Annotated in this window: 13 protein-coding genes; 3 read left to right on the plus strand and 10 right to left on the minus strand. The window is 51.7% G+C overall.

Going from position 1 to position 13,723, the window contains the following annotated elements; translation table 11 throughout:
* From JW953_09085 to JW953_09125, 9 genes are all read right to left on the minus strand, one after another.
* Nucleotides 1-1,301: D-tagatose-bisphosphate aldolase, class II, non-catalytic subunit (locus JW953_09085; GenBank protein ID MBN1992848.1), on the minus strand; the 1,301-nt coding region annotated here is incomplete at its 3' end.
* A gap of 36 nt (nucleotides 1,302-1,337) precedes the next feature.
* Nucleotides 1,338-2,372 (minus strand): SIS domain-containing protein, encoded by a 1,035-nt coding sequence (locus JW953_09090; protein MBN1992849.1) that lies wholly within the window; start codon nucleotides 2,370-2,372, stop codon nucleotides 1,338-1,340.
* 6 nt (nucleotides 2,373-2,378) lie between these two features.
* Nucleotides 2,379-3,422, minus strand: coding sequence for an amidohydrolase family protein (locus JW953_09095; protein ID MBN1992850.1), 1,044 nt, complete (start codon nucleotides 3,420-3,422; stop codon nucleotides 2,379-2,381).
* A 46-nt stretch (nucleotides 3,423-3,468) separates the two neighbouring features.
* A complete protein-coding gene (locus JW953_09100; GenBank protein ID MBN1992851.1) occupies nucleotides 3,469-4,641 on the minus strand; it encodes a carbon-nitrogen hydrolase family protein in 1,173 nt (390 codons plus the stop codon).
* Nucleotides 4,642-4,742: 101 nt separating this feature from the next.
* On the minus strand, nucleotides 4,743-6,314 hold the full coding sequence (locus JW953_09105) for an LCP family protein (protein ID MBN1992852.1): 1,572 nt from the start codon (nucleotides 6,312-6,314) through the stop codon (nucleotides 4,743-4,745).
* A 191-nt stretch (nucleotides 6,315-6,505) separates the two neighbouring features.
* Nucleotides 6,506-6,883: a TraR/DksA C4-type zinc finger protein gene (locus JW953_09110; GenBank protein MBN1992853.1), complete on the minus strand. Its 378-nt coding sequence runs from the start codon at nucleotides 6,881-6,883 to the stop codon at nucleotides 6,506-6,508.
* 326 nt (nucleotides 6,884-7,209) lie between these two features.
* The gene (locus JW953_09115; GenBank protein ID MBN1992854.1) at nucleotides 7,210-8,574 is read right to left on the minus strand and encodes a putative DNA binding domain-containing protein; all 1,365 of its coding nucleotides are present in this window, start codon (nucleotides 8,572-8,574) and stop codon (nucleotides 7,210-7,212) included.
* Nucleotides 8,575-8,745: 171 nt separating this feature from the next.
* Nucleotides 8,746-8,952, minus strand: a complete 207-nt coding sequence (locus JW953_09120) for a hypothetical protein (GenBank protein ID MBN1992855.1) — start codon at nucleotides 8,950-8,952, stop codon at nucleotides 8,746-8,748.
* A 63-nt stretch (nucleotides 8,953-9,015) separates the two neighbouring features.
* Nucleotides 9,016-10,179 (minus strand): AI-2E family transporter, encoded by a 1,164-nt coding sequence (locus JW953_09125; GenBank protein MBN1992856.1) that lies wholly within the window; start codon nucleotides 10,177-10,179, stop codon nucleotides 9,016-9,018.
* Between the two features lie 270 nt (nucleotides 10,180-10,449).
* Between JW953_09125 and JW953_09130 the strand changes: the two genes are divergently transcribed.
* The 3 genes from JW953_09130 to JW953_09140 all read left to right on the plus strand — a co-directional run bounded on the left by JW953_09130 (nucleotide 10,450) and on the right by JW953_09140 (nucleotide 11,918).
* Nucleotides 10,450-10,812: a phage holin family protein gene (locus JW953_09130; GenBank protein ID MBN1992857.1), complete on the plus strand. Its 363-nt coding sequence runs from the start codon at nucleotides 10,450-10,452 to the stop codon at nucleotides 10,810-10,812.
* A 108-nt stretch (nucleotides 10,813-10,920) separates the two neighbouring features.
* Nucleotides 10,921-11,205, plus strand: coding sequence for a hypothetical protein (locus JW953_09135; GenBank protein MBN1992858.1), 285 nt, complete (start codon nucleotides 10,921-10,923; stop codon nucleotides 11,203-11,205).
* Complete coding sequence (locus tag JW953_09140; protein ID MBN1992859.1) at nucleotides 11,205-11,918, plus strand: TVP38/TMEM64 family protein; 714 nt, start codon at nucleotides 11,205-11,207, stop codon at nucleotides 11,916-11,918. The genes JW953_09135 and JW953_09140 overlap by 1 nt, the downstream gene beginning before the upstream one ends.
* Here the strand turns inward: JW953_09140 and JW953_09145 are convergent.
* Nucleotides 11,888-13,618, minus strand: a complete 1,731-nt coding sequence (locus JW953_09145) for a recombinase family protein (GenBank protein MBN1992860.1) — start codon at nucleotides 13,616-13,618, stop codon at nucleotides 11,888-11,890. The genes JW953_09140 and JW953_09145 overlap by 31 nt on opposite strands.
* Between the last annotated feature and the right edge of the window lie 105 nt (nucleotides 13,619-13,723).

Consider the following 13,723-nt stretch of genomic DNA (forward strand, 5'->3'; position numbering starts at 1 on the left):
CAGGCATACGCATAATCCGTCGCCACAGACTTGACTTTATCGTAAATCAAGGAAGTAGGGCTATTTTTAATGACGCCTTGCCGGACGCGCTGGTACTGCTGCGGCAAAAATTGGCTCAACAGAGTGAGCGGCGGGGGGTATTGTTCCAGGTTAGCCAACAATCGCGCCAACGCCTGCTGCACCTCCGGCTGCGGCCAGTAATAGCGCGAACGATCGCTAAAGCTGTACTGGCGGGCCAATTGGATGGACGCCCGGCTGCCGGTGTAATATTTTTGCCAATACCCCGGCTTGGCCACCATCGTTTTATCCAAAACCTGGCCGATATGGGATAGTTCAACTCCTTTTCGCCCGGCCAGCCATTCGGTTTCGATGAAGGCCAGGGCATACACGGCCTCACGGAAGGCAAAGGTCAGGGCCGGGCCAACTTTCAGAACAGCAAAGTGGTCTTCAACCAGCGCCTTGAGCGCGTCGCGGGTCTGGTAATCGGTGGAGTGGGCTTCAAAAATGAGACGGTTATAGCCTTCAATGAAATGCGACAAATCGGCGGCGGCTTCACGGTTGTACTCAAACAAGGTGGCGTTGCCAAATTCCACACCCGGCTGCACTACCACGGCCATAACCCGCTCCCAGGCCGCATCCAACCCCCGCTGTTTGAAGGCGGTGTGGGTGAGGTCAATGGTCTCCTGCGCCGCCACCACGGTGGTTACAGCCAATTGGTCTTCCTGGCCATGGGCGCCACCCGGTGGCGGCACCTCCGTGCCGATGATGTAGCAGGGGGCCGGTTGACCGGGGTCAACCTGAGCAAAGGTTTCTTCGGCCACCCGGCATAGTTCGGCGGCGCGGGCGGCGGAAACAGCGGCAGACAGCGGGCCGGGCGGGTCATCGGCGCACTGCATGCTGGCGTCCAGGTGAATTTTGGTGTAACCGGCAACTACGCAATCGTGCATCAACCGTCGCGCTTTGTCCATAGCGCGCTCCGCCGGTTCATTTTGCCAGGGATTGGGGCCAAGATGGTCGCCGCCAAGGATGAGTCGTTCCGGGGGAAAATTGAATTTATGGGCAATGCCCTTCACAAAATCACAAAAGTCAGCCGGGGTCATGCCGGTGTAGCCGCCGAATTGGTTCACCTGGTTTGAGGTCGCTTCGATGAGTAGGGGGGAGTCATCTTGAATCGCCTGCTGCACGCATGCTTCCAGCACAAAGGGATGCGCCGAACAGAGGCTATAAAGGCCGACCGGCCGCCCCTGTTTATGGACGGTCACCAGGTCGGTCAGGATGGTATTTGGGGCATGTGTTGTCATGTTGTTTCACGCAAAGCCAAGCGCCAAGGCCGCCCATCACCACTCCAATTTAACCACTGATTCCAAATTATTGGGCCGGTCGGGGTTTAAACCTTTGGCAATGGCCCGATAATGGGCCATGAGTTGCGGTATCGGCAGGTACAGGACATTCCGAATGGTCTCTGGCAGGTGAGACGCAAACGTAACATCTGTCTCTGACTCTCCAATGACGAGGGTATGGCCGCCCAGTTGGCGCGCGTCGGCCAGAACCGCGGCTTCATGTGTCCGGTTCGCCGTTGATAACAGGCCCGTTACCAGCGCCGTTGGCCCCACCATGGAGATAGGGCCGTGTCGAAACTCCAAAAAGTGGAAGGGTTCACTGTGGGTAAGGGTCATCTCTTTCATCTTGAGGTTGATTTCGCAGGCCAGGCCGTAGCGAGGGCCGCTACCCAAAAAGTAGAAGCGGTCCAGGGCCAGATTACGGCCCAGGGTTTTGGCTTTTTCTTCATATTGAGCCATCAGTCGTTGGCCGACCTGTGGCAATTGCTGCATCGTTTCCAATAGGTCGTTCTGCCCGGCCAGCAAAACCGCCAAAGCCGTGGCCGCCACATACATTGAGGCAAAAGAACGGGTTTGGGCCACGCTTTCCTCTTGCCCCGCCGGGATGATGAGATTGACCGCGCCCATGGAGGCCAGTGGTGGATGGCCATAGTTGGCAATAGTAATGACCTCCCCCTGCTGGTTTTGTTGAAACATTTTGACGGCCTGGATGGTTTCAGTTGTTTCGGCGGAGCGGCTAATGGCGACCAGTAAGGTACGCCCTTTTTTGGTATAGACCGCAAAGGGGTACATGGCTAACTCGCCTGCGGGAACTCCACGGGCGGATTGGCCGGTTAGTTCCTGAAATAGGGCGGCGGCGGCCAAAGACAGGTAGTAGGTTGACCCGCAGCCGGTGAAGACGATGTTGGTATAATTTCCGTTGGCCCAGAGGTTGCATAAGGCGGGACCTTGTTTGGTCACTACAGCCAGGGCCTGCTGCCAGGCCTGGGTTTGGGTTAAAATTTCATGGTGGGTGGCGGTTTCGGCGGTCATTTATGGTTATTCCTTTATTGGCAAATTTAACACGCGGCTGGCGTTCAGATAATATACTTTCTGCAGCACCTCATCCGGCAAATACAAACCGTAAATGTGCCACCGGCCCTGACTGGGAATCTCTTCGACATCGTAATTGAAATATTCATCGTCGCTTTCCAGGAAGCGATAGTAGAGCCGGTACCACTTGACATCCGCGCCAACGTCGGTGCCAAATAAAATGCGGTCGGCATATTTAAGAAAGAAGCGGCGGGCCGAGTAGGGTTGGCGGCCTAACTCGCTAATGCGGGCGCTGATATCTACATAAAAATTAGGGCATTGGTCCAAGAGTTGACCCACCCAGGCCAGGTTTTCCGCATAACAGCCCACGTGAGCGCCGATGAAGGTTGTCTGGGGTTGGCGGGTGATGAGGCTGGCAAATTGGCTTATGAGGGTGTTAAAACCGGGATAGGGGGGGCTGGGGAAATGCCAATCGGGATGGGCGTGAAGTTCTTCCCAACGCTCGTTGTGATTATCCAACGGCCAGAAAAAGGCCACGGGGTCGGCAATGTGAATCATAACCGGCAATTTAAGTTCGGCGGCGGTGGCCCAAAGGGGATCAAGGCGGGAGTCATCCAGGGGAACCAGCTTCTTGTGCTGGTCTTGCACCTGCAAACCAAACGGTTTCCAAATTTTTAAACCCTCCGCGCCGCGAGCGGCCTGCGCCCGCAATCGCTGGGCGGCCCACTCGCCAAAATTGCGGCCGTGTTCCGGCCAGGCCGACCAATCTACGCCGCCAAAAATACGAAAGCGTTCCGGGGCGGCGGCTTTGAATTTGTCCAGGTGAGCATGGAGTATTTCCTCGCCCCAGCCGCCGTCCAGGTCCACATATCCTTGCACGCAGGCTTCATCGAGTACGTTGAGCAAGGCTGAAACAGGGTATTTTTCCCAACCCTGGGCAAATGTTTCGCCCAGGTGGTTGTGGGCGTCAATCACCGGGAAACGGGGTTGGGTGACGCGGGTTGCTTTGGCCGCCAGGGCCGGACGGGGGCGATAGTTGGTAAGTAGCATTAATGTTTTCTCCAATAGTTGCCTACCTTATTTAGGCTCAGTAGATTCAATTTTTGGTAGCAGAGGCATCCCATGTCTTTGCGGGCGGACGGCTTAAAAGCCACACGGCTAATAAAACAATGGCCAAACAGATCCCCAGTAAAGCCAGCCGCCGTTTGGCAGCCGGTTCCACAGGCGCCATGTGTTTGCCCCAAACACGGCGCAGGCCGCGCCGGTAAGTGGGGGTAGAAAGCAGGGGTAAAATGGTGTCTGAGGTGAGGTAAGAGATGAAGGGGAGCGGCGAGGGAGGCTGCGGTCCTGCGGGCTGAGGCGGCCGGTCGGCCAGGGTCACTTCGGCGATGGTGAAAGTTTCACCCTCTGCCTGGCTCAGCTCAACCAATACCTGGCCACCGGCGTTAACCACCTTACAACCCTGGACAAAGTTGCAAGACAGCCGCATGCGATTGGCCTGCGGCAGATATTTAAGCAACCAGGGCGCCGCCGGAACCATTGACAACAAACTGCCGAAGCCATTGGGAAGATCGGTTTCAATGTGGCCGCAACCCACGGTGTTGACGGTAGGCACGCCCAGCCAGGCAGTTTGTTCATTAATCATATCGCCAAACACCCTCCGGCCAATACCTTTGAGTGGAGCCACCAACGGCCCCATGTGGTCCATAGTCACCTGATCGCCATTGGGAAAGTGATAGGTGGGATTGGTTATATCGAGGGGGCAACTACTGATGAGCATCAGGTCAATTTGGCCGGCATACTGCCGCCACAGGTTTAGATGACCCACGTCCCAGCAAATCAGCATCCCTATCCGCCCCAGGTCTGTATGGGCAATGGTGAGGCCACGCCCCGGCCTAAAGTAGCCCCGTTCCCAGCCACAGGGATACTTTTTGTCATACCGCCACATCCGTTCATCGGGCGAAAAGAGCAATAGTGAGTTATACACATCCGCCCGGTCCAGCAGCAGCAACGATCCGGCCAGGTGGATATTCAAATAGGCCGCCATATCGCGCAGCCAATTGACCGTTGGCCCGTGGAGGGGTTCGGCAAAATAATGATTGCTATCGGCGTAAGTATAGCCGGTATTGAACAGCTCCGGCAGCACAACCAGGTGGGCGCCGCTATCCGCGGCATTGGTAACCAAAGACTCGGCGCGGGCCAGTCGTTGGGAGGGCCGGGCAGGGTTGGCATCCATTTGAACGGCGGCGATTTTGAGAGTGCGAGGCATGTTAGTCTCCTGAAATTATACCGTTATATTAAAAAGTCTATCCGGCTAGAGGATAGACTTTTGGAGGCAAGTGGGCAAATAATCTGGGCCATACCCTATTTTTATTCTTCCGTGGTGAGCAGAGGCTGAGAGCCGCCGGATAATTCAAAATCACTGCCAATGATGACGCGAAAATCCAGGTCGCTCTTGAGATTTGGACTACGGCGAATATTCTCTTCGGTTACGGCAAAGAGGGCGGTCAATACCTGCAAGGTATAGGTTTTACTTTCGTTGTACACCACGATAACTGTATGAGAATAAGTTCTGGTGTCGGCCGGGCCAAACTGAATGATGTTGAAACCTTGCTGTTTTAGGTAGAGGGCAGTCTGGGAAGCCAGATTAGGCACGTTAGTCCCATTTTGCACTACCAGGCGGGCATCCTCTTGCCGTAAAAACTCTTTTATCTCCTGCTGAAGTTGGGCTTGCTGCTCAATTTCCTCGGCCCGAGCCTGGGTCTGGGCGGTTTGGGCGGCTTCTACCTCGGCTTGTTGAGCAGGACCTTCTGCCGGAGGGGCCGGTTCTGATTCGGCAAACATCTCATCAACTACAGCGCGGATTTTCTCGCGTAGGGGGAGTAGGACCTGGGCGCGGGTATCGGGCACAATGTAGTCAATGGTCATATTGACGTCAATTACGGCTGTTTGGATATTGTTTGTATCAATTTCATCAGCCAGTTGGGCCAATTCCACAATGTCTACCAGTTGTAAGTTGGTTTCCACGGTGCCGGCCATGGTACTCCATAACTCAGGAATTTTGGGAATCATATCAAGCTGGAGGGCTTTATCTCTGATGGCCAGCAAAACCTGCTGTTGGCGTTTAGCCCGGTCAAAGTCTACCCCAACAGTAGCCCGGGTCCGGGCATAACGCAAGGCGTCGTAGCCATTCAGGGTATGGCGTCCGGCTTCAATGTAAAACGGGTCGTAGCCATAGTTGTTGTCAGGATATTTGGGGTCGTTAATGGTTTCGGGCACGTCAATGTCAATCCCGCCCAGGGTATCAACGATGTTGCGGAAGCCTTCAAAGTCAACTTTCACGTAAAAGTGAACCGGCACGCCCAGGTTGTATTGGATGGTTTTCATGGCCAGCGCCGGGCCGCCGCCGGGATAACCGTGCTGGTCGCCCAAAAAGTGGGCCTTATTGATCCGGTCTTCATCAAAACCGGGAATGGAGACGTATAAGTCGCGGGGCACCGACAACATCCCGGCCGTTTTTGAGTTGGGGTCTACGGTGACCAGAATCATAGTATCGGTGCGGGCGTAGACCTCATCGGGGCGCCGGTCAATACCCAGCAACAAAATGTTGACCCGTTCTTTACGTTCATAATCGGGTAAAGGCACGCCGGTTACCCCGGTTTGTCCTGTTTCTCCGCCGCGCGCCACGGGCAGGGGAATGGGCGCATTCTCATCCCCGGTCAGGGGCAATGCGCCCAGCGGTAGGGCTAATTCAACATAAGGGACGGTGGGCAAATTGGTTCTGGCGGCAAGTTCTTTGACGGTATTTTTTACCACAAAATAAAACAGGTAGCCTGTATACGCGCCGCCCAATAAAAAAAGGAACACCATTCCCACCACCAGACCCTGGGTGAGCCAGGGGGGAATGACAACCGGCTGATATGATTTTGAATGTGTAGCCATACCTCAAATTATATCATAGTCCCCAAAGCAGGCAAAATTGCTTAAGCCAATTGGCTTAGACCCTGATAACCCCACCTGCGACAATTTTTTGTATTGTAACCATCAAAACAACGCAACCTAAACAGGGGAACGAAGATAGTTTGGGAACAAGAAAAAAGAGGCGAGAGCTTTTCTCTCGCCTCTTGGTTGGCTCACCAGGGTTGCCTGTACCCGCTATTGAGGCTACGGGTCAGGCGCTCACTTTCCCGTTTACAATTAATGCATAGGGTTGTTTCTGGAAAAATCTCCAGTCGTTCTGGTTCAATCTTGTTGCCGCATTTTTCGCAAATACCATATCCAATCTCTTCAGCCTGCTTCAGGGCGTGGTCAATCCCTTCAATCTTTCGTTCTAGCGAAAAAATGAGGGCCTGTATTTTATCGCGTTCTATCAAATCGGCGGCGGCATCGTCAATATCTTCCAGTTCAAATTCAGCCTTTAAATCCTCACGCAAATGATTCAACTCGTTTAAAGCCTGTTCCCGTTCTTGTTTGAGGATAGTTAGTTGTGACTTGGTGATCTTTCTGGTCATAGCTTCATTGCTCCTTTAGCGGATATGTTCCCTGATTGGAGATGGCGTGATGGTTTCTGGTTTTTTTGCCGGGCACATCCTTTGACACTCTACACCGAGCCTTGCTTACCCACACCAGCACAGCAGACGGAAAATTTGCGCGAATTTATACCACAAATATGCCAATACGTCAATCAGACATCAGTAATATGTTAACTATTTCAAGCTTTAACAGGCAGCAAAACCCTTTCCCCAAAAAATCCCCGGCTCAAACCAGGGATTTTTTGGCCATAAAATTGGAGATGGTTTCCAACTCCGTTGACACTTTTTACCCGACTTCTAAATGGTTATTTCAAGATATAATACGTTCCCTTTTTATCGCCAATTTTTAGCAGTAAGCCCTTATCTATCAGGTCAACCAGGTCCAAACGCAGCGTTTCGGGGTTGATGTCGGGGCAAAGTTGGCGGTAATCTCGATTGGTAATCCGGCCGTACTGTTCGACAAAATTCATCGCTCGCATCTGGCGTTCGTTCATATTGCTTGGCCAATGTTTAACCGGAACGCGTTCCAGGGTGTTGTGCAGCCGCACCGTAAAAGAATAGGGCTTGGCCTCAAAATCTGGGGCCGCATGGCCATGTTCCAACATTTCTTCGATCATGCGGTCAATGCCCAGCCCCAACTCTTCAATATAACCCCATTGGAACAGCCCGGCCACCAGGCGGGGGTTCCGCGAAAAATGCTCCTCAACAATATTGTCCAGGGTGATGTAGCCGGGCAAACCGCCGGGGCTGATCACCTCTAGCCGGTCTTCATACATCCGAATTTCAACCCGCCGCCCGCTCAGGCGATAATCGCGGTGACAAACGGCATTAACAATGGCCTCGCGCACGGCAAAGGGAGGATATTCGGGCACTTCTTCCCGCTTCAGGCCGGTGACCACGGCTTCCACGTGCATCTCTTCGGTGACCAAATTCCAGGATCGCTCGATGATGCGAGCCAACGGCCCTTCAATTTCAACGCGGCGGCCATAGCCGGCCAAACCATCGCGGCCACGCGCCTCTGTGCTTAAAAATTTTACAAAAATAACTCCGCTTTGCGGCAAAAAGGCCTGAGGATGCTTGCCAAACAAAAGCATCCCGGTCACCGTGGGCGTGCCGTCGTCGAGCATGGCCCCTATTTCAACCAGGTGCTCCTGAAGGTTATCTCGAAACGGGCGGGCGCCGCGCTCGGAACGGTGGCGCAAGTATTCATCCAACACGTCTTTGTCCAGGTCAACCAACGTGGCGCCGACTACCGGCTCGCGTTCAAAATCGCCGCTCGATTTGGTGGCCGCCAGGTGACGAATAGCCTCGCCGCCCAGGGGACAATTTTTGGGGCCAAGGCGGGTCAACACCCGGCCATCGGCCAGGGCGTGCAATTCTGGGCTGCGAGCAATTTTCAGGGCAACCACCGTGCCGCCGGGCAGGTCATACTGGTCCCATTCGGTGGCTACCGGCGGCCGGCACATGACCAGGGCCTGGGCCAATTTGCCTTCAACCTCTTCGTCCATCATATAATCAACCACCTGGCCCTGTTCGTTCAAACCAATCAAAATCGTGCCGCCGTCGGTGTTGGCAAAAGCCGCCATTGTTTCGGCCAGCAGGTTGATTTCAGGATAAGGAATGAAGGCCACGGTTTGACCCTGGCCCCGTTTTAACAAATTGTCAATCATAGGAGGATTTTACCACAAGGGGCTAGAAATAATCAATCTACAACGTGTGGGCGCCAGAAAATAATCAGGGTGTGTTTTGTAATGAGGCGAAACACACCCTGATTATTACTTTGGAAAAAATCAGATAAATTAAGCTGGCCTGACCAAATGTTTTTTGGGGGTCAGGTCATATCAGCCGCCAAAAAGCCCGCCCAGACCCTTGGTCAAATCGCCCAGGTCATCCAGCGATCCCGAACCGGCGATCAAATTATCAAGTTGTCCCGCAATGGGGGCCGGCAATTTTTCCTTGAGCACGGCCAGCACTGCTTCAACGGCTTCTCTGGCGGCTTTCTCAGAGAGACCCGTTCTTTCTGCTACTTGTTGCACCACTTCATCCATGTTTTGCTTCCTTTCTTTGTTTTTAATGAATTTTAGTTTAACCGGATTTCAGGAGTTGATTAATTATTCGCTCCCTGCCTCGCTTTGAGCCGAATGATCAGGCTGGGCAGTATTTACATTGTTGCCTGTTTCTAACTCTGATGGTTGCGTTTTCTTTGAAGCGCCAAATGACCGGGGAGACAATTTATAATGTTCCAAATATATTTCAATGGTGGTCACAAAAAAGATCATGATGATGGGGCCGTAAATAACGCCCAAAAAGCCAAACAAACTCAGGCCGCCAAAGGCGCTCAGTAAAACCAGGGCAGGGTTCAGGTAGGCGTCTTTTGATACCAACCGCGGCCGTAAAAGATTGTCTAGCTGACTCACCACCAACAAACTTCCGGCAATAATCAAAATTCCCTGCCAGGTATTGCCCAGGAAAAAATGGACAATCCCTACCGGCACCGTGAGAATATTGACGCCCAGGGGTAAAACTGCGGCAAATATAGCCAGCAGGGTCAAAAAGAAAACATACCAGGTGCCCGCAACAGCCATAAAGATGCCCGCCACAATGCCCTGCACCACCGCAATGACAAATATTCCCTTGACCATTGCTTTGGTCATGGCCACAAATCTGTCAATGTATATTCGGTCAAGTTCGTCAGGAAGAGGACTCAGGTTTTGCAGTAACTGACCCGCCGCATGATATGAAGGGAGCAGGGTGCCCACCACCGCCAGAAAAATAATGGCGTCGGTGATCCATTCCACCGAGGCGCTGCCTAACGACACGGCCCGGCCGGCCGCAAAATTTGCCACCGGGCCGGCCATTTTGCGCACAGCCTGCAAAACACTGGCTTCATCTATTTGATAATTTTGCGCATAAGGAACGGTGGCCAGGATTTCATTGATTCTGTTGATGGCGGTGGTAAGGTTAGAATTTTCCCCCGCCACCACTGAGGATACATCTTGCACCAAAAGCACCGCCTGATTGATGGTTATATTAACCACAATCAAAACAGGGATGAGTACGGCCAGGATAATGGCCAAAATGGTTACGGTGGTGGCCAATCCTTTTCGACCCCCTACCCAGCCCAAAATAAGTTCATAGAGAGGCTGAAATACCACCACTGTGACCACTGAAAACACCACCACGCCCAAATAGGGCCGCAACAAAAGGTAGGTAATGTAGATGACAAATAACAGGAAAAGATAAAAAAAGACCTTATTTTGAGGAGTTACCTTCATCGGGGCCTCCTGGCAGTATTAAGCGGGGTATTGCTGGCCGCTCTAAGTATACCACAGTTAGCGGAATCAAACTACAATAATCTATCTTGTTATGTGCTGAAGAGGCCTGGCCACCCAAATTGAAAGAATTGGCGCAAACAATATACCCCCCTAAAAGTCCAAAAGAATTTAACACCTTTATTTGATGATTTCCTCCTGTTTGTTGTATCATAGTGAGATAGGTTTCTTTTGAAATATCATACCTTATTCTTTTACATAGGAGGCTCTATTATGCGTTATCTTTTTCTCAGGTGGATCATTTTGGCAATAGCCATTGGCATAACGGCCTGGATAATGCCGGGGTTTCAAATTCACGGCGCTTTCTGGCTTAATTTGGTGATTATTGCGGCGGTTTTGGGCCTGGTCAATGCCATTATCCGGCCTATTGTGATGTTCCTTACCTGCCCGCTCATCATTCTCACCTTGGGCCTGTTCACCTTGGTGGTCAATGCCTTAATGCTTTCTTTAACCGACTGGTTGCTGCCAAATATTTTGAGTGTGGAGGGCTTTTGGACCACCTTCTTTTCGGCCTTAATCATCAGCATCGTTTCCGGCCTGTTAGGTGTATTTGTTCACGATGATAGCCGGTGGTAAAGCCAGCTCTAAACCGGGCGCAGTGGCAGTGCCACCAAGCTGGGGCGGTATCATGGCTCGCCCGTTCTCTTTTATATACAGACCTACTAACCGGAAAGGAGAAGCCGGATGATCAGAAGTTTTACCCGCAAAGCCGCTTTTGAGTTGGTCCGCCGCGACCTGGCGATATTCTTGAAAGAACATGAAGCCGAACTGATGCAAATTTTTCGGGAAGAAATGCAGCGCTTGGATGATGAAATCCCTGAAGAAAACGTGTTTATTGACCTTAAAATGGTGCCTCTGGGCGAGGCAGTCATGAAAGCATGTCTGAGGGCTTTTGATCGTTTTTTAACCGCGGATTTTACTTTAGAAACGCCGGATTCTGCCAGACAAATTGATGAAAATGTGGGCTGATGGAAAAATTTGAAGCCAAAGCAATAATTCGCCGGGCAGCAAAATGGCTCGTGAGAGGAATCATTGCCCTGGCTATTATTGCCCTGGTGTGGGTAGGCCGTCGCCATTTGCTAGACTTGCTCAATTTTTTTGGAGATAAAGAGGCGGTGACCACTTATCTGGAACCGTTTGGTTTTTGGGGGCCTTTACTTTACCTGTTGATTTTGGGGATACAGGTGCTTACGGTTTTTATTCCCGCCCATCCGCTGCTGATTGCAGCGGGCTATCTATATGGCTTTTTGGCAGGGCTGGCCCTAAATTTAAGCGGCGTGGTGCTGGTCAGCCAGCTTGTTTTTGTGATGGCCCGGCGGGTTGGCACGCCCCTGGTTCATCGCCTGGTGCCGGCTAATATCCTTGACCGTTGGGAACACATGATTCAACAACAAGGCTTTTTCTTTTTTCTGCTCCTTTTTTGGTTTCCCATCATCCCCAGCAACGCCACCAATTACCTGGCCGGATTAAGCCCCATTTCTTTTTGGTTTTTCTTTTTGGCCAATCTGCTGGGCCGCTTGCCGGGAGTAATGTTGATGACGCTCATCGGTTCACACGGATTTACCCTTTCCAGACAGCAATGGATGGTGATTATCCCGGCGGCCCTGGTAGTGGTAGCGGCGGGGCGTTACCTGACAGTTAAAATCGAGCGTCATTTTAAACCGGATTCCAACATCCGTTGAATTTGGGCAATCACCATCTCAATGGCCTTAATATTCCGTCCCCCCCGGGGAATAATCACATCGGCGTAACGGTCTTCATATTTGGTTCTACAAATCAATTCAAAAAATTTTTCGGTAAACTGGTAGGCAACCAGTTCGCCCTTCCAATTACTGCCACTCCCCTCACTGCGAATCTCCAGGCTGGCCGGCTCAAAAATCAAGGCCAGCAAGCGGCCCAGGATACGCCGTTGTTTTTGTGTGCCTCGTAACATATTGTACAGCGTCTTTTCAATGTCCTGTCCCTCAAGAACCCGAATCGCGGCCAGGTAATCGTCTCTGATTTTTTCATGTTCACTCAGCTTGATTAGCTCTCTCTCTAGTCGTTGCTCTTTTTGCCGCAGTTCGGCAATCTGCTTCGCGGCCTCATCATTAGTGAAGATACCATCAGCAACAGCCTTGACAATTCGCTGTTTGGCTTCCTGAGTTTTGGCGATTTCGGCTTTGGTTTCCGCTTCCAGCCCGCTCTCGATACTGGTTTTGCCATATTTATTCGCGGCTGCTTCCAATGCTCCGCTTAAGTCAAGTTGCACCCTCAATACCTGGCTAATAAAGGGGATAACCGCCCCGGCTACAACATTCTCAGAAATGCTCCCCTGAAAAGAACAACCTACTCCTCTTAAAGTCATCTGGTGACATCGGTAGACGTTTCTCAAGGCAAGTTTACCGCTTCGTTTATCTCGCTTGGTGATACCATACATGACCCCTCCGCAGTCAGGACATTTAACCAATTTGGCAAACGGGTGATTTGTCCACTTTGCGCTTGGCAATCCATCCCTTACCCTTCTTTGACGCTCCCGGTTAGCCAGTTCCCATTTTTCGATAGGGATGATTTTTAATTCTTCCCTGTAAATCATCGTCTCATCAAAATCCTTGAGATACCGACTCGCTTTGTTTTTCCCCCACGTGACAAACCCGGCGTAAATCGGATTCTGGACAATTTTGACAATATCGGTTGCAAAAAACGGGCGGTCATCCTGGCCGGTCTTTTCCCGATTTTTTTTGTTCTTGCGCGGCTTGCGATAACCCTGCAGGTTTAATTCCTTCGCTGTCCCATTGCCGCCCAATTCAATGTAAAGGTCAAAAATCTTTTCGACTAATGGGACTTCATCTTGTTTGATAGCCAGGTCACTGTCCGGCTTACCACCCTCTTTCTTTGACGGTAAATAGATAACCTCGTAGCCCAGCATAGGCGTACCACCCATGAATTTTCCTTGCCGGGCGCGGGCCTTTAATCCCTGAGCTAACTGTTTCATCATGGCGCGTTTGTACCATTTCGCGCCCAAAAACTGAAAGTCGGCCATGTCGTCATGTGTTTCTTGAGATAAGTCATAAACCATGTCAGGTGTGACAATCAGACAACCGTTTTCCCGGCAAAGCTGTTTAATATATCGCCCATCGATTCCGTCTTCATCCCGGCTCAAACGTGATATGTTTTGACAGATAATCGCTTGAACTTCCCCCGCCTCGATTTCTTCTAAAATTCCCTTCATCACAGGCCGGTTTGCTAATTCTTCTCCACTTTTGACTTCCTGCCTGGTTTCCCAGACATCAAAGCCGTGTTTTTGCGCCAATTCCGGCCCGACACTTAAAGCATCTTGCCTTGACCAGTTATCGCGCTGCCCCTCACTGCTGGCGCGGTCATAAATGATTGCTCGTTTCATTATCTTACTCCTATCAGGATTATTACCCGGTAATAAAACTGCTCTACTTGCTGCTGGCCCCCATCCATAAATGAGGGCCAAAGGGCCAGGCGAGCAGTTTAGGCG

Source organism: Anaerolineae bacterium, from assembly GCA_016931895.1.
Taxonomy (GTDB): Bacteria; Chloroflexota; Anaerolineae; order 4572-78; family J111; genus JAFGNV01.

Excerpts from the sequence above, each read along its gene's own strand:
- JW953_09090 (MBN1992849.1), bottom strand. The coding sequence starts at position 2,372 with ATGACCGCCGAAACCGCCACCCACCATGAAATTTTAACCCAAACCCAG.
- JW953_09135 (MBN1992858.1), top strand. The coding sequence starts at position 10,921 with ATGATCAGAAGTTTTACCCGCAAAGCCGCTTTTGAGTTGGTCCGCCGC.
- JW953_09145 (MBN1992860.1), bottom strand. The coding sequence starts at position 13,618 with ATGAAACGAGCAATCATTTATGACCGCGCCAGCAGTGAGGGGCAGCGC.
- JW953_09115 (MBN1992854.1), bottom strand. The coding sequence starts at position 8,574 with ATGATTGACAATTTGTTAAAACGGGGCCAGGGTCAAACCGTGGCCTTC.
- JW953_09120 (MBN1992855.1), bottom strand. The coding sequence starts at position 8,952 with ATGGATGAAGTGGTGCAACAAGTAGCAGAAAGAACGGGTCTCTCTGAG.
- JW953_09140 (MBN1992859.1), top strand. The coding sequence starts at position 11,205 with ATGGAAAAATTTGAAGCCAAAGCAATAATTCGCCGGGCAGCAAAATGG.
- JW953_09105 (MBN1992852.1), bottom strand. The coding sequence starts at position 6,314 with ATGGCTACACATTCAAAATCATATCAGCCGGTTGTCATTCCCCCCTGG.
- JW953_09130 (MBN1992857.1), top strand. The coding sequence starts at position 10,450 with ATGCGTTATCTTTTTCTCAGGTGGATCATTTTGGCAATAGCCATTGGC.
- JW953_09110 (MBN1992853.1), bottom strand. The coding sequence starts at position 6,883 with ATGACCAGAAAGATCACCAAGTCACAACTAACTATCCTCAAACAAGAA.
- JW953_09100 (MBN1992851.1), bottom strand. The coding sequence starts at position 4,641 with ATGCCTCGCACTCTCAAAATCGCCGCCGTTCAAATGGATGCCAACCCT.
- JW953_09095 (MBN1992850.1), bottom strand. The coding sequence starts at position 3,422 with ATGCTACTTACCAACTATCGCCCCCGTCCGGCCCTGGCGGCCAAAGCA.
- JW953_09125 (MBN1992856.1), bottom strand. The coding sequence starts at position 10,179 with ATGAAGGTAACTCCTCAAAATAAGGTCTTTTTTTATCTTTTCCTGTTA.